The sequence below is a fragment of the Nonomuraea sp. NPDC048901 genome, from assembly GCF_040649695.1.
GTDB lineage: Bacteria > Actinomycetota > Actinomycetes > Streptosporangiales > Streptosporangiaceae > Nonomuraea.
Genome location: NZ_JBEZFW010000007.1, coordinates 482,729 through 497,519 on the forward strand (window position 1 = coordinate 482,729; position 14,791 = coordinate 497,519).

At 69.9% G+C, this 14,791-nt stretch carries 14 protein-coding genes; 7 read left to right on the forward strand and 7 right to left on the reverse strand.

Annotated features, from left to right (window positions below):
• Positions 1–308 precede the first annotated feature (308 nt).
• Positions 309–1,397 carry an FAD-dependent monooxygenase gene (locus AB0C30_RS26860; protein WP_357949218.1) on the reverse strand — a complete coding sequence of 363 codons (1,089 nt, stop codon included), beginning with the start codon at positions 1,395–1,397 and terminating at the stop codon, positions 309–311.
• On the opposite strand from AB0C30_RS26860, the gene AB0C30_RS26865 reads away from it, so the two are divergent.
• Positions 1,396–1,971, forward strand: coding sequence for a TetR family transcriptional regulator (locus AB0C30_RS26865; RefSeq protein ID WP_357949221.1), 576 nt, complete (start codon positions 1,396–1,398; stop codon positions 1,969–1,971). The two genes, AB0C30_RS26860 and AB0C30_RS26865, sit on opposite strands and share 2 nt — an antisense overlap.
• Before the next feature lie 23 nt (positions 1,972–1,994).
• Here the strand turns inward: AB0C30_RS26865 and AB0C30_RS26870 are convergent, their stop codons facing one another.
• Complete coding sequence (locus tag AB0C30_RS26870; RefSeq protein ID WP_357949224.1) at positions 1,995–2,663, reverse strand: M55 family metallopeptidase; 669 nt, start codon at positions 2,661–2,663, stop codon at positions 1,995–1,997.
• Between the two features lie 84 nt (positions 2,664–2,747).
• Here AB0C30_RS26870 and AB0C30_RS26875 point away from each other — a divergent pair, with 84 nt between their 5' ends.
• Positions 2,748–3,023 (forward strand): hypothetical protein, encoded by a 276-nt coding sequence (locus AB0C30_RS26875; protein WP_357949226.1) that lies wholly within the window; start codon positions 2,748–2,750, stop codon positions 3,021–3,023.
• Positions 3,020–3,448, forward strand: coding sequence for a type II toxin-antitoxin system VapC family toxin (locus AB0C30_RS26880; RefSeq protein ID WP_357949229.1), 429 nt, complete (start codon positions 3,020–3,022; stop codon positions 3,446–3,448). Before AB0C30_RS26875 ends, AB0C30_RS26880 begins: the two co-directional genes overlap by 4 nt.
• 189 nt (positions 3,449–3,637) lie before the next feature.
• Here the strand turns inward: AB0C30_RS26880 and AB0C30_RS26885 are convergent, their stop codons facing one another.
• Together AB0C30_RS26885 and AB0C30_RS26890 are read right to left on the reverse strand one after the other, a co-directional pair.
• The gene (locus tag AB0C30_RS26885) at positions 3,638–3,772 is read right to left on the reverse strand and encodes a hypothetical protein (protein WP_357949232.1); all 135 of its coding nucleotides are present in this window, start codon (positions 3,770–3,772) and stop codon (positions 3,638–3,640) included.
• Between the two features lie 495 nt (positions 3,773–4,267).
• Positions 4,268–5,248: an alpha/beta hydrolase gene (locus AB0C30_RS26890; protein ID WP_357949235.1), complete on the reverse strand. Its 981-nt coding sequence runs from the start codon at positions 5,246–5,248 to the stop codon at positions 4,268–4,270.
• 67 nt (positions 5,249–5,315) lie between these two features.
• Between AB0C30_RS26890 and AB0C30_RS26895 the strand changes: the two genes are divergently transcribed.
• Positions 5,316–5,894 carry a TetR/AcrR family transcriptional regulator gene (locus AB0C30_RS26895; RefSeq protein ID WP_357949238.1) on the forward strand — a complete coding sequence of 193 codons (579 nt, stop codon included), beginning with the start codon at positions 5,316–5,318 and terminating at the stop codon, positions 5,892–5,894.
• A 10-nt stretch (positions 5,895–5,904) separates the two neighbouring features.
• Here the strand turns inward: AB0C30_RS26895 and AB0C30_RS26900 are convergent, their stop codons facing one another.
• The gene (locus tag AB0C30_RS26900; protein WP_357949241.1) at positions 5,905–6,156 is read right to left on the reverse strand and encodes a hypothetical protein; all 252 of its coding nucleotides are present in this window, start codon (positions 6,154–6,156) and stop codon (positions 5,905–5,907) included.
• A 144-nt stretch (positions 6,157–6,300) separates the two neighbouring features.
• On the opposite strand from AB0C30_RS26900, the gene AB0C30_RS26905 reads away from it, so the two are divergent.
• Positions 6,301–8,175, forward strand: a complete 1,875-nt coding sequence (locus tag AB0C30_RS26905) for an MOSC and FAD-binding oxidoreductase domain-containing protein (RefSeq protein WP_357949243.1) — start codon at positions 6,301–6,303, stop codon at positions 8,173–8,175.
• Positions 8,176–8,201: 26 nt separating this feature from the next.
• Here the strand turns inward: AB0C30_RS26905 and AB0C30_RS26910 are convergent, their stop codons facing one another.
• Entirely contained in the window at positions 8,202–8,720 is a 519-nt protein-coding gene (locus AB0C30_RS26910; RefSeq protein ID WP_357949245.1) for a DUF4142 domain-containing protein, read from the reverse strand.
• A 218-nt stretch (positions 8,721–8,938) separates the two neighbouring features.
• On the opposite strand from AB0C30_RS26910, the gene AB0C30_RS26915 reads away from it, so the two are divergent.
• Both AB0C30_RS26915 and AB0C30_RS26920 read left to right on the forward strand, forming a co-directional pair.
• Positions 8,939–9,670: an ABC transporter ATP-binding protein gene (locus tag AB0C30_RS26915; RefSeq protein ID WP_357949499.1), complete on the forward strand. Its 732-nt coding sequence runs from the start codon at positions 8,939–8,941 to the stop codon at positions 9,668–9,670.
• Complete coding sequence (locus AB0C30_RS26920; RefSeq protein WP_357949247.1) at positions 9,664–12,057, forward strand: ABC transporter permease; 2,394 nt, start codon at positions 9,664–9,666, stop codon at positions 12,055–12,057. Before AB0C30_RS26915 ends, AB0C30_RS26920 begins: the two co-directional genes overlap by 7 nt.
• On the opposite strand, the gene AB0C30_RS26925 is transcribed toward AB0C30_RS26920, so the two are convergent.
• The gene (locus AB0C30_RS26925) at positions 12,043–14,739 is read right to left on the reverse strand and encodes a LuxR family transcriptional regulator (protein ID WP_357949250.1); all 2,697 of its coding nucleotides are present in this window, start codon (positions 14,737–14,739) and stop codon (positions 12,043–12,045) included. The two genes, AB0C30_RS26920 and AB0C30_RS26925, sit on opposite strands and share 15 nt — an antisense overlap.
• Positions 14,740–14,791: the final 52 nt, after the last annotated feature.

Below are 14,791 nucleotides of genomic sequence, written 5' to 3' on the forward strand. Positions count from 1 at the left end.
TTCATCGGGGCGCTTCGCGCTTGAGGGCTTCAGGCGCTGTCTCCGGTCGCGCCGGAGCCGCGACCCCTGAAGGGCCTCCGCTTCGCTCCGGGCGTTTGTCTTTGGCGCGGGCTCCGCCCGCACATGATTCTTAACCAGCCAGGGCAGCAATTTTGTCCACCCGCAGACGCGACCTGGTGGACTGGGCCACTGGAAATGCAGGACCAGCTGATCATGCCGACGAATGGACAGTCAAGATCACGTTTTCCCTGGCCGAATGTGGACGACGCCGCCGGTCAGAGCTTGAGTCGTCGGCAGACGGGGGCGGTTTAAGTTGTGTGCGGTTCGGAGCCCGCCGAGGTGGCGTGCCCTCCGAACATTGCCGCGGCTTGCCCGCCTTTCACCTGGTTCTCCGTGACATAAGGCCGCAGTTCCGCCTCGTACGCGGCGAAGGCGGTCGTGTGGTCGCCGTCCGCCTCGGCCAGGCTGCGGGCCAGCGTCCATGCTCCGATCAGTGCCTGTGAGGTGCCCATGCCGCTGGTGGGCGCGGCGCAGTAGCCCGCGTCGCCGACCAGCGTGACCCGGCCGTGGGACCAGTGGTCCAGGTGGACCTGACAGGAGGAACCGAAGTAGAAGTCGTCGGCTTCGCTCATCGCCTTCAGCAGCCGGGGCGCCTCCCAGCCGTGCTCGGCGAAGGCGGCCCGCACGGCCTGTTCCTGTTCCTGGCGGTCGCGGCGGTCCAGCGCGGGGGAGGTGGTGGCGAAGGAAAGACTGACCGTGAGAGGGGCCGCCGCGTCGAGGCCGAACAGGTAAATCGCCGTGTTCGGGGTCTGCTGGAGCAGTCCGGTGCGGTCGAGCCCGAGGTAGTTGGGTGTGCTGAACCCGGCTCCGGAAAGGCCCAGGTGCCGCAGCGCGTCGGCGTGCGGGCCGAAGGTCAGCCGTCGGACCTTGGAGTAGACGCCGTCGGCGCCGATCACAAGGTCGAAGTCGCGGGTGGTGTCGCGCTCGAACTCGACCGTGACGCCGGACTCGTGCTGAGTCAGCGCGCTGATGGAGTCGTCGAACACGTACGTCACGTTGTCCGCGGTGATGCGGTGCAGGATCCGGGTCAGCTCCTGCTTGGGCACCTCCAGCTCGCCGGCGAACGCCTCCGCGGGCAGTTGCCCGACCTCGGCGCCGGTCTCGCCCACCAGCGTGGTGCCGCGCATCTTCGTGTCGTGCGCCCGGACCTCGGCGAGGATGCCCATCTCCTCCAGTACGCCGAGTGCCTGGCCGCGGAAGTCCACCGCGTAGCCGCTGTCGCGCAGGTGCGGGGCGCGCTCGATCACGGTCACCTCGTACCCGTCGCGGTGCAGGAAGTAGGCGAGGGCGGGCCCGGCCACGCTGGCGCCCGAGATCAGAACCGTCGTCTTGGTCATGGAGATGACCGTAAACGCGTCTTGCCCATTTGGTCAAACCAAATGGATAGACCGTTTGGTCAAGTTCTTCGGTATGCTGAGCCGTATGGGAAACCGAGAGGATCTGCTGGCCGGCGCCAAGCGATGCCTGATCGAACGCGGCTGGGCTCGCACGACCGTCCGGGACATCGCCTCGGCCGCTGGAGTGAGTCACGCCGCCATCGGCTACCACTTCGGCTCCAAAGATGCCCTGCTCACCCAGGCCCTGGTGGAGGCGGTTGACGAACTCGGCGCCGAACTCGCCCGTCGCACCCCGTCCGACGAGCCGGAAGAGCGCTGGCAGACGCTGATCGACAGCTTCACCACTCATCGGGCGTTGTGGGTGGCCCAACTCGAGGCCGTAGTGCAGGCCGAGCGATCACCAGAGGTACGTGAACACCTCGCCAAAGGGCAACGCCAGGGACGCGAAGGGCTCGGCGGTTCCGTGCCGCTCGCGTTGCTGACCGGTCTGATGCTGCAGTGGCTGGTGGACCCGGATCACGCGCCCACCGGAGCAGATGTGATCAGCGAGCTCCGATCACTCCGTAACCTCTGAATATTCATCGGCTCGGATCGATATCAGACGGCGCCGAGCGTGGCGATGAGTTCAATGACCTGGTACGCGGTCGGGAAGTCCGGTGCCGCGTAGCGCAGCGTGCAGCCGTCTTCGAGCTCCATTCCCGGCACCAGCAGCGCGTGCTCGGTCATCCGCGGCCGGTGCACCTGTACTTCCAACCGCACCGGGCCGTCGAAACGCAGCGGACGGACGGTGCCGCGGCCGGCCAATGCCTCGGGTATCGCCTGTTCGATCCTGTCGCATGCCTCGTCGGGGTGCAGCAGCGCGACCGCGTCGACACTGTCCGCCAGTCCAGCCATCATTCCGCCGGGTTTGGGCGCGCCACGCAGTAATTCGGCACGCCGGTCCAGCAGTTCGGGGAGAAGATTGCGGAAACGCGCGTGGGCCTCGGTGACCAGCACCTGGGCGCCTGCCTCGTAGGCGTGGACGCCGCGGACGGCTGCGCTGGCCTCCGCCGTGAGCAGTTTGCGGTTGCGCTCGTATTCGCTGTGGCCGGGAATGACATCATCGCCATCGACCACCCCGGCGATTCCCTCCATGTCCACCGAGACAAGCACCCGCATCTCGATCACGCCTTTCCAGGTCGTTCGCACGTACGCCGGCGGCTGAAGCGCCATGGTATCGGCCGCTTTGCGCCCCCTCGGGGTGTGGTCGGCCAGTATGTGGATCATGCCCGGCGGGATCCCGGTTACCTGTCCATGTACTCCGTAGTACGCCGTGGTACGTAGGGGTACAATTGAGCCATGGATGCTCCGATGCCTCGACCGACCGAGGTGAGCGTGCGCCAGTTCGTCAACGACTCTGGAAGCGTCACGCGCGGCCTTCGCGAGGGAAAGCGATACATACTGACGATCAACGGCGAGCCGCTGGCCGAAGTGAAGCCGATCAAGCGCCGCCGGTTCGTTCCCACAGCTGAGGCGCAGGCCGTTTTCGCCACCGCCCCGGCTATTGACTGGGACGAGGTACGGGCTGATCTGGACACGATGATCGATGACGAGCTACGCGATCCGTTCGGCGGGACCGGCCTGTGACCCGGCATGAGCGGGGCGTTCTCGACACCAGCATCGTGGCCGCCTTCAAGCTCTTTGATCCCGCCGAACTGCCCGCGGAGTCAGCGATCACCGCCGTCACGCTTGGCGAGCTGTCGCGTGGCCCATACGCCACGGATGATCCGGTCAGGCGCGCGGGAAGGGTCGCGGTGCTCCAGTATGCCGAAGCGGCATTTGGTGACCCACTGCCGTACGACGCCGACGCCGCCCGCATGTTCGGGCAGATCTGTGCTGTCGTGTACGCGCAGGGCCGACAGCCACGAAGCCGGACCGCCGACTTGATGATCGCCGCGACAGCCGCCAGTAACGAGCTGCCCTTGTTCACCGCGAACCCCAAGGACTTTGACGGCCTGGAACGGCTCGTGAGTGTGGTCGCCGTGACGCGACCTGATGGCGCGACGGGTTAGCCTCAGGAGCGGAATGAACATGATCGACAGCCTCGTCAGGCCGACCGGGGAAGATGACACATATCCCACCGCCTCCAGCGCCGCGAAGGAACATCTGTAGCTCACTGGGACACCCGCAGCTTCCGTGGCATGCAGACGCCCCCACACCCATTTGGCGGGCGCGGGGGAGTTGAGCTTCCCAGCTGTGGGTCAGACCCGGAATGGCAGGTCGGCCATGTCTACACCGAGCGTCACCGCAATGATGATCACGATCATGATCACGAGAACCCCCACATGCTTGCCCCATTCACTAGGGACCTGCACAAACAAGGAGAAATTGCTCACCAGCGCCTCCAAAGCCGATCGAATGGATGACGCCGGACCTGAGGGAGGGAAGTCTCCAGCCCCATCAGTCGGTACTCTGGAACCAGAGAAAACAGGTACCTGGTGATGGGCTCAGGCCCGGCTGGGCATCGAGGGCCCGGTCCCCTTCGCGAGAGGGGGCTGGGCCCTTTTTTAATGCCCACGCATAACGGTAGTAGCTCCCTCAGCGCGCCCACACGTATTGGCAAAGAATTGACCAAGAGCAGGCGCCCCATCGAGTCTACGAGCGATATATCCGCAGGTCAGGGCGTTGCAACTCGCTCCAAAAATTTGACTATAACTTTACCCGTGGGCGAGGTGGTCCCGAAGACGAACCTCTGGCAATTAGCTGAAAGGCACCTATATACGTTTTGCCGGAGAGGCGGCGCGCTTGCGTTCTTTGCGGCGGCGGCGGCGACGACCGGGCGCGGGCCGAGGAGGCGTACGAGCGGCTGCTGCCGGTCTCAGCCGAGCCCGTCACCCGGCGAAGGCATCGCGGAGGAACTCGACGATCTCCGCCCGCGCGGCCTTGGCCTGCGGCACCACGCCCGGCATGCTGAGGAACGCGTGCGTCGCTCCCGGATATTCGGTGAGCCGCGCGGGCGTCCCGGCCGCCCGCAGTCGCTCGGCGTAGCAGCGGCCGTGATCGGCCACCGGATCGATGGTCGGCACCACCACGAGCGCTGGGGCCAGCCCGCTCAGGTCGTCGGCGTACAGCGGCGACAACGCGCGAGGATCCGTTCCCGGCGGAACGGCGAGCTGCTGGAAGAACCGCATCTGCGTCAGGGTGAGGGCCGGGCTGTTGGCGTACTGGCGCATCGAGGCGTGGTCGAATCCCGCCGAGGTCAGGTCGACAGGGGAGTTGGCCAGCACTTGCGCCCGCAAGGGCAGGCCGGACTCCCTGGCCCGGATCGCGGCCAGCGCGGTGACCATCGACCCGGTGCTCTCACCGAAGACGGCGGTCCGTGCCGGGTCGATTCCCCACTGCGCGGCATGCCGCACCACGTGCCGGAGTACGTCCCAGCCGTCGTCGACGGCCGCCGACAGCGGAGTATCCAGGTCGAGGAGGCGGTGCTCGACCGAGACGACGACCGCGGGCAACTGGGCGGCGAGGTGACTGTTCACCCAGTCGCTCTGCACGGCCGTACCCACGAACCCGCCTCCGTGCACGTGGAGTACAAGTGGCAGGCCTTCGCCGCCGTGCCCGGGCGAGGGCCGGTACACCCGGACCCGGAGCCGGCGGTCGGGCAGCGCCACCTCTTGCCACTGGATCGTGGCGCCGCGGTCAGGAAACCCGGTGATCAGCCGCGCCAGGCGGGAGGCCCGCTTGCGGTTCACCGTGTCGCGGAGGGTGACCAACTCCTCGGCCGTCATCGCTGACCAGTCCGGCTCCTTCTGCAGGGCATGCATCAACCGGATGCCCAGCGGCGGCCGCTCCGTACCGGTGAGCTCGCTCATCTGTCCCCCTGATTTCGCTACGGCAAGTATCGATACCGATAGTAGCGCAAGGGGCTATCGTGTGAGCATGACCCGAACGACCACCTCCGCCAGGCCACCCGGTCGCCCGCGAGCCGGCCTCAACGACGTGGTCTTCGCCGCGACGCTGAGCACGGTGCATGAGCTCGGGTACGCGAGTGCCACCGTCGACCGCATCGCCGCCGCGGCCGGCGTCGCGAAGACGACGATCTACCGTCGCTGGCCGTCGAAGGGCGCGCTGATCGTGGACTGCCTCCTGGACGCGTTCGGCCCGGTGCCGCTGGTGGGGGCCGGTCGGGCCGAGCTCATGTCCTCGGCCATCCACTGGATCGCGGCGAAGATCGGCGAGCCCGGGGTGGGCGACGCGTTCGCGGGCGTGTTCAGTGACGCCGTCAGTGATCCGGCCGTACGCGAGACGCTGTCCGCGCGGTTGCAGGACCCGTACCGGCTCGCGCTCCAGAAAGCGCTGGGCGAGCCGGAGAATCGGGTCCTGTTCTTCATTGACGTCGTCGTCGGGACCTTGCTCCACCGGATGGGCATGACCGGCGAGCCGATGGTCGACGCCGACGTGGCCGCACTGGTCGAGATGGTTCTGGCGCACTTCGCTGACGGTGCCGATCCGGCCTAGAGCTGCTGTTTTAGTACTGCACCCACAGGTAGTAAAGGCCCGGGGCGTTCCAGTTGGTCGGGATGACGGTTTCGCAGTAGTACTGGCGCCAGGTGTGGTTGGTCTGACCGTTGTAGCCGATCCCGGCGCATTGGTCGGGCCAGCCGTAGGTGCCCTGCTTGACATAGCCGGGTATTTCGGCCTGTGCGGGCGAGGCGAAACTGAATGCGGTGATGAGGGTGGCCGCGGCCAATGTGAGCGCGGCTAGGGGGCGCGACTTCATAAAGGAAAGTTAACTAATAATTTAATGGTAGGCAATGCACCGCCCTCCGTTCCGGCGAACAGTACCTGACCGTTTTGTTGCTATTCGTTCTGTATGTTCGGTAGTCCACGCCCCCTGCACGGACCCTGACGCGAGGAGGGACGCATGGCGCGGCTGGTATCGGTCAACGTGGGTCTTCCGCAGGACGTCGCCTGGCAGGGCAAGACGGTGCATACCGGCGTGTGGAAGTACGCCGTCGCCGGCCCGCGGATGGTGCGGCGGCTCAACGTCGACGGGGACGGCCAGGGGGATCTGGCCGGGCATGGCGGTGAGTACCGTGCCGTCCTGGTCTACCAGCTCGACTCCTACCGCCACTGGCAGGAGCACCTCGGCCGCGACGACTTCGCCTACGGGCAGTTCGGGGAGAACTTCACCGTCGACGGGCTGCCGGACGACGAGGTGTGTATCGGAGACCGGTTCCAGGTGGGCGAGGCGCTGTTCGAGGTCACCCAGCCGCGGGTCACCTGCTACCGGGTGGGGTTGCGGATGGGCGAGCCCCAGATGGCCGCGTTGCTGGTGTCCCACCGGCGGCCGGGGTTCTACCTGAAAGTCCTCGTCGAGGGCCGGGTGGAGGCGGGGCAGGAGTTCGTCAAGGTCGCCTCCGGTCCCGAGGGGGTGACGGTCGCCGACATCGACGCGCTGCTGTACCTGCCGGGCCACTCCCGTCGGCAGCTCGCGCGGGCGCTGCGCATTCCCGCTCTCAGCCCCGGCTGGAGAACGTCGTTGCAGGCGCTGCTCGACCAGGCCGACGGCGCTTCCGGCGCGGCGGGCGGCAACGCGGGGCTGGCCCCCGCCGTCTCTCCGCCGCCGGCCTGGCCGGGGTTCCGGCCGCTCCGGGTGAGGCGGATCGAGGCGGAGAGCGCCAGCGTGTTCTCCGTGACGCTGGCCGCACTCGGCGGTGACCCGCGTTCTGCCGCGCTCGGCGGTGACCTGCGTCCTGCCGCCTCCGACGGAGCGCCGCTCCCTGCCGCCTCCGACGGCGACCCGAGTTCTGGCGCGCCCGGCGGCGGCCTGCTTCCTGCCGCGTTGCCGGGCCAGTTTCTCACCGTTCGGGTGCCATCCGAGGGCGGCGGGCCGTCGCTCATCCGCAGTTACTCGCTGTCCGGCCCGCCGGGCGGCGGGGAGTATCGCCTCAGCATCAAGCAGGAGCCGCACGGGGCGGCCAGCGGATACCTGCGTGCCCATCTGCGTACCGGAGATGTTCTCGAGTGCGCGGCCCCGCGAGGCGCCTTCACCCTCGTGGCCGGTGACGGTCCCGTTGTCCTCATCTCGGCGGGCATCGGCGCCACCCCCGTGATGGCCATGCTGCACACGCTCGCCGCCGAGCGATCCCCTCGTGAGGTCTGGTGGCTGTACGGCGCTCGAGACGGCACCGAGCACCCTTTCGCCGACGAGAGCCGCGACCTGCTCGGCCGGCTGGCGAACGCGCACCGGCACGTCTGCTACAGCCGCCCGGCCCCCGGCGACCGGCAGGGCGTCGACTACCACTCCAGGGGCCGGCTCTCCCTCGACCTGCTCTGCGGTCTCGGCCTGCCACGCGGCGCCGACACGTACGTGTGCGGCCCTCCCGCGCTCATGCGGGACCTCCCGGTCGCGCTCGCCGCCTCCGCGCTCGCTCCCTCCCATGTCCGTACGGAGATCTTCGGCGCCGGCCCGTCTCTGACGCCCGGTGTCACGGGCGCCTCGGTGACTCCCGTGCACCCGCCCGCGGGTCCGCCAGGCGACGGGCCCGCGGTCTCCTTCGCGCGCAGCGGGCTGACGGTGAGCTGGAGTACCGCGTACACGAGCCTGCTGGAGCTCGCCGAAGCCTGTGACGTGCCCACCCGCTGGTCATGCCGCACCGGCGTCTGCCACAACTGTGAGAGCGGCCTGCTGGCCGGAAGCGTCGACTACTCGCCCGAGCCACTCGACGCACCCGCCGAAGGCGACGCGCTCATCTGCTGCTCCCGGCCACGTGAGGACGTCATCCTGGACCTTTGACGCGCTCGGACCTACAGCTGATCGCCTCAGGTGCCGCCCTTGGCTTCCATCAGCAGGTCCAGGTGTGTCTGGACGATGGGCTTGGCATCGGTGGCGAGCTGCTTCACCTCCGGCGAGGATCCCTTCCGCAGTTCCTTGGCGCCGTTGGCGAGACTCTGGCGGTGTCCGGCGATCTGCGCGGCCAGCCATGCTCGGTCGAATGCTTCGCCGCTCTTGGCGGCCAGCTCCCCGAGCTGGCGGCGCTGGACCTCGCTCGGCTTGTCGGGCAGGTCCACCCCTACCTGCTTGGCGACCCGGCTCACGTCGTCGTCCATCTTGGTGTGATCGCTGACCAGTTTGGCGCCCAGCTCCCGGACCGCCTTGCCGGCGCCCATGTCCTGGGCGGCCTGTCCGGCCTGGATCTCGGCCAGGTTGCCTTGGTGTGCCTGCCGGAGGAAGGTCCGGTCCTGTTCGTTCACGTCCAGGTGCGTGCGTGCGCCGGCCGCCGCGGGAGGCATCACGGTAATCGCAAGGGCGAACACGATGGGGATGATCGCTTTGGGCATTGAATGTCCCCTTTGGTCGGTTTGTTCGTTCCGACTTGGTGCCCTCCGTTGGCTCCAGATGAACTCATGTGTGATCAAAATGAACGCATGGGTCGCACCCAATCGGCCGCCAAGCACCTGCTCCTGGCGAAGGGAACAACGCGGCGGAGGTCTGGTCCTAGTCACTTGTCCGATACCGCGGGCGGGCCGGCGTCCCTAGCGTTCTGATCGTGAAACTCATGGAAGCCTTGGACTCCGCGGTTGAGTTGACGGCGGTCACGAAGCACTACGCGCACGGTGTCACCGCGCTCGACAACGTGAGCGTCGGGTTCGGCCGGGGCACCTTCACCGCCGTGATGGGGCCGTCCGGCTCGGGCAAGTCCACGTTGTTGCAGTGTGCGGCCGGCCTGGACAAGCCCACGTCGGGGCGGATCATGGTGGACGGCAGGGACCTGACCCGGCTGACGGAGCGGAAGCTGACCTTGCTGCGCCGCGACCGCATCGGATTCGTGTTCCAGTCGTTCAATCTGCTGCCCTCCCTGACCGCGGAGCAGAACGTGGCGCTGCCGTTGAAGCTGGCGGGCCGCAGGGTGGACCGTGAGCTGGTACGGCAGAGCCTGGACGCGGTCGGTCTGGCGGAGCGGGCCGGGCACCGGCCCGCCGAGCTGTCCGGCGGCCAGCAGCAGCGCGTGGCCATCGCCAGGGCGCTGGTCGCCAGGCCCGCCGTGCTCTTCGGCGACGAGCCGACCGGCGCGCTGGACACCAACACCAGCCGGGACGTGCTGAGGCTGCTGCGCTCGCTGGTGGACCGGCATGCGCAGACGGTCGTGATGGTCACCCACGACCCGGCCGCGGCGGCGTACGCGGACCGGGTCCTGTTCCTCGCGGACGGCCGGATCTGCGGCCAGCTGCTCGACCCCACGGCTGAGGCCGTCTCGGCCCGCATGCTGATGCTGGAGGAGTCGTGCTGAACATCGCGTGGCACACCCTGCGTACTCGCCTGGTCTCCTTCGTCGGCACATTCCTCGCACTCGCGCTCGGCACCGCCCTGATCGCCGCGATGGGTCAGGTGCTGGCCACCACTGTGGACTCTCCTGACCGCGCCCCGCAGCGTTACGCCGCCGCGCCGTACGTGGTCGTGCCCGACGAGCGGTTGCGGGTGGACACGTGGCAGGGAGAGCAGAGCCGGCCGCTGGCGGAGAGACACGGCCTGACCGCCGAGCTGGCCGCCCGCTTTCCTGACGCGGTCGTCGACCGGATCTTCCCCGCGCAGGTCGCGAGCGGCCAGGGGCAGGGTGAGGGGGGACAGGACGCGGTGGGCCGGCCCTGGTCGGCGTCCCGTACGGCGCCGCAGCGGCTGGTCGAAGGCCGGGCGCCGCGGACCGCGCGGGAAATCGTGGTGAGCGCGGGAGCCCGGGCGGGCGACAAGGTGAGTGTGATCACGCGGTCGGGGACGAAGCCGTACACCGTGGTGGGTGTGACGGACGGCCCGCCCACCGTGTTCTTCACCGACGACCAGGCCGCCAGGCTGTCTCCGCGCATCGACGCGCTCGCCCTGTGGACGAGGCCGAGCGGCGTACCCGTGCTCACCGGGCAGGAGCGGGCGCTGATGGACCCCAACCGCGAGGGTGACGAGCGGGCCCGTAACAACGCCAATACGATCGTCGGCATCGCCGCCGGATTCGCCGTGTTCATCGCCGTCTTCGTGGTGTCGTCGACGTTCGCGTTCGCGGTGGCGCAGCGGCGGCGCGAGTTCGCGCTGTTGCGGACCGTCGGCGCGACCCGCCGCCAGGTGCGGCGCATGGTGTACGCAGAGGCCGGATTCGTCGCCGTGGCCGCCTCCGCGCTGGGGGCGCTGGCCGGGCCGTACGCCGCGGGGCCGATTCTGGATTGGCTGGTCGGCCTCGGGATGGCGCCTGCCTGGCTGGTGCCGAGCAGGCAGACCTGGCCAGCGGTCACGGCCTTCGCCGTGAGCGTGGTGGTCGCGCTGGCAGGCGTGAGCGTCGCGGCCAGGCGGGCCGGTCGGGTGCACCCGGCGGAGGCCATGCGCGAGGCCGCGATCGAGCCTCGGGTGATGACCTGGGGGCGCCTGCTCGTCGGCGTGGGGCTGTTCACCGCCGCGCTGATCAGCATGGCGGTGAACGCCGTGAGCGATCCGCAGGGCGCCACCAACAACAAGTCGTTCATGCCGATCCTTATGCTGCTCGTGGCGGGCGTCGGCCTGCTCGCCCCGGTCGTCGTGCGACCGGTCGCCAGGCTGCTCGCCGTACCGCTGAGCCGCCTTCGTGGCGCGGGCGCCACCTTGGTGCCCGCCGCCGCGGCCACCTCCGTCAGGCAGACCGCGGCGACGGCGGCACCGGTCCTGGTGGCGGTGGGACTGGCCGCCGCGCTGCTCGGCGCGGCCGCGATGACCGACGCGGCCAAGACCGCGATGCAGGCGGCACCCGTACGGGCCGACTACCTGGTGCTCCCCGAAGGATCCGTAGGACTGGATCGGCAACTCGTCGAGCGGCTGCGGGCCATCCGCGAGGTGGAGATCGCGACCACGGCCCCGACCAGTATGTACACCCTTGAGGGCAAGACCGCGCTGATCCAGCGGCCTACCGAGGCCGTGGACCCGGCCCGGTTCGGGAGCATGCTCGACATCCCGGTGACCAAGGGCTCCCTGGCTCAGCTGAACGACCGGACCATCGCGGTCTCGGAGACGTGGGAACTCGAACTCGGCGAGAGCGCGAAGCTGTGGCGGGCCGACGGCAGCGAGATCTCGCTCAAGGTGGTCGCGCTGCTCGCCCCGAACGCGCCGTCCGACTCCTACGTCACCACGGCACACGCCTTCTCCGCGCCGGTGACCACGGCCTATGTGAAGCTGCGGCCAGGAGCCTCGGCGCGGGATGTGGAGTCCGCTCTGCGGCGGTCCACGCAGGGGCACAACGCGCGGGCGCTCACCAAGGACGCCTGGGTGAGCGAGACGGGCGACCGGCGCGGCTCCGCCAGCCGCCTCGGGCTCCTGGTGGTGCTCGGCATCATCCTCGCCTACACCGCGATCTCGCTGGTCAACATCCTGCTGATGGCGGCTTCCGATCGGACTTCGGAGCGGGCGTCGCTGCGACTGCTCGGCGCGACTCGTGGTCAGGTGGTGAGGTACGTCGCCGGCGAGGCGCTCCTGGTCGTGGCCATCGGCGTGCTGCTGGCCGCCGCCGTCGCGGCGATCAGCCTGGGCGGGCTCTGGAGCTCGCTGGTGCAGATCGCCGGGCCGATCGCGATCAGTGTGCCCTGGCCGGCGGTCGGCGCGGTGATCGCCGGATGCGTGGCGCTCGCGGTCGCCGCCGCCGTGGCGCCCGCGCTACGCCGCTCCTAGGTCCAGCCTGGCCAGCTCCACCCGGGAGGAGACGCCGAGCTTGGGGAAGGCCCGGTAAAGGTGGTAGCTGACGGTCTTGGGGCTGACGAAGAGCCGGGCGCCGATCTCCCGGTTCGTCAGGCCCGTCATGGCCAGCCGGACGATCTGCAGCTCCTGCGGCGACAGGTCGGCCAGCTTGTCGAAGGCGGCGGGAGCGGCGATGACCTCCCCGGCGGCGCGGAGTTCGGCCGCGGCCCGCTCGGCCCACGGGGCGGCGCCGAGCCGCTGGAACGTCTCCAGCGCGGCACGCAGTTTGGTACGCGCGTCGCGCTTGCGCCGCTCGCGGCGGAGCCATTCGCCGTACACCAGTTCGGTCCTGGCGTGTTCCAAGGGCCGGCCGTGTGGCTTCAGCGCGGCGGAGAAAAGCTCGTCGCCCGGCTCGACGAGCGCGTGGCAGCGGGCCAGCACCGCGTCGGCCCAGTCGAGCCGGGCCGCGCCGGCCCATTCCGCCAGCCGTTCGAGCGGCTCCTTCGCCCGGTCCGGCAGTCCCGCGCGGACGGCCGCCTCGACCTGGTCGGCAGCGAAGTAGACGGCCTGGATCTGGTGGCGTACCGGCCCGGCGAGGGCGGACTCCAGCCGGTCCAGCGCCTGCGTGTGGCGGCCACGGCTCAGATCGAGCATCGCCTGGGCCCACTCCGACCAGGCCACGCCGTTGGCGATGCCGGTCACGGCGAAATGCTCGGCACAGCGCGCGGCCAGCTCCGCGCACCTGGCGTCGTCGCCCTCGACGGCGGCGATCCAGGCCAGCATGCCCTCCAGGTAGCCGGTCCGGTGCGGCTGGCCGAAGTCCCTGGCGATCCGCAGCCCCTCCGCGGCATCGGCCTTGGCGTCGGTGAACCGGCCGAGATAGACCGCGGACGCGGCCAGCGTCACGTGCGCGAGCGGCAGCCAGCCGGTCATGCCGAGCGCACCGCACTCCTCGACCAGCGCCGCCGAGATCTCCCGCTGCGCCTCGAACTCGCCCACCAGCCCGGCCACGAACGCGCCGTTGACCCGCAGACCGTAGGAGCCGCGCTCGATACCGCGCGCGTCGAGCACCAGCGGGCGCATGCCGGGCAGCGCTCTGGCCGGACCGTGGCCGAGCGACTCGGCGGCCGCCTCGACCGCGTCCACGGCGGAGTCCAGACCGTCCTCCTCGCGCAGCGGCAGGCGGCGGAGCCGTACGGCGGCCTCCTCGACCCGCCGCGGGTCGCTGAGCTGCCAGGCGTTGCGTCCCGCGTCGATGAGCATGAGACCGGCGGCGACCGGGTCCAGCTCCGCGACCCGGCTCGCGCCGGCGAGCAGAATGTCGTGGGCGGTGTGGACGGAGCCGCGTTCGAAGGCGACCCTGGCGCGGAGCCCGGCGAGCCTGGCGATGGAGCGCGGGTCGTCGACGAGGCGGGCGGCCCTTTCCGCCAGTGCCTGGGTCCGGTCGGGCAACCCCGCGTCCGCGGCGGCCACAGCCGCCTCCGTCAGCCGTCTGGCCAGCGATCCCGGGTCGGTGGTGAGTTCGGCGGCGCGTTCGAGCGCGGCCGCCGCCGCCGCGTGGCCGTGCCGTGTCCTGGCCCGTTCCGCGGCGCGTTCCAGCGCGATGGCCACCTGCTCGTCGGGCCCCAGGGCGACCGCGGCCAGGTGCCAGGCCCGCCTGTCGTCCTGGTCGTCCAGTACGTCGGCCAGCGCCCGGTGCGCGACCAGCCGCCGGTCGAAGGCGGCCGAATGGACGGCGGCGGCCCGCATGAGCGGGTGCGCGAAAGTGACGCCGCCAGCGTCGGCGAAGGTGCGGCCGCCGCCGGCCGTGAGGAAGCCGGCCCGCTCGGCCGTACCGAGAGACTCGGCGCCGATCCCGAGCCGTTCGGCCGCCCGGAGTACGGTGCCCAGGTCGCCGGTGTCCTCGACGGCGGCGAGCAGGATCATCAGCTGGGCTCCGTCCGGCAGTCGCGCGATGCGGGTCGCGTACGCCTCCTGGATCCGGCGCGGCAGCGGCATCGGAGTGAACGGGTCGGCGGTGCGCGGCAGCTCGATCAACGCGAGCGGGTTGCCGCAGCTCTCGGCCAGGACCCGGTTTCTGAGGCTCTCCGCCAGGTGCGGGTCGCGTTCGGTCAGCAGCTCGGCCGCCGACTCCGCGTCGAGCGGGCCGAGCCGGCGCTCCGGCAGGCCCTGCGCGTTGAACCCGTCACGTGCGGCGAAGAGCAGGACGACTCCCTCGGCGTCGAGCCGCCTGGCCGCGAAGACCAGCGCGTCCGCGGAGGCCCGGTCCAGCCAGTGCGCGTCGTCCACCAGGCAGAGCAGCGGGCCGTCCTCGGCGATCTCCGACAACAGGGACAGCGTCCCGAGTCCGATGAGGAAACGGTCCTCGCCCGCGGCCGCACCGAGGCCGAGCGCGCCTTTCAGCGCGAGCGCCTGGCGCTCGGGCAGCGCCTCCGCGCGAGCCAGCTCCGGCCGCAGCAACTGGTGCAGCGCCGCGAACGGGAGCTCGGCCTCGGTCTCCACCCCGACGCTGCGGAGCACGCGCAGATCGGTGGCCCGTTCGGAGGCGCTTCTCAGCAGAGCGCTCTTGCCGATGCCCGGATCACCGTAGATCACGAGAGCGCCGCTGCGCCCCGCTCGCGCGCTCTCCAGCAGCCCGTCGACGACCGCCTGGTCCTCGCGTCTGCCCTTAAGCATGCTCGGTCAGCCCCGAGAGGTGATGCCACATCACCGGAAAAGAGTACGGGCT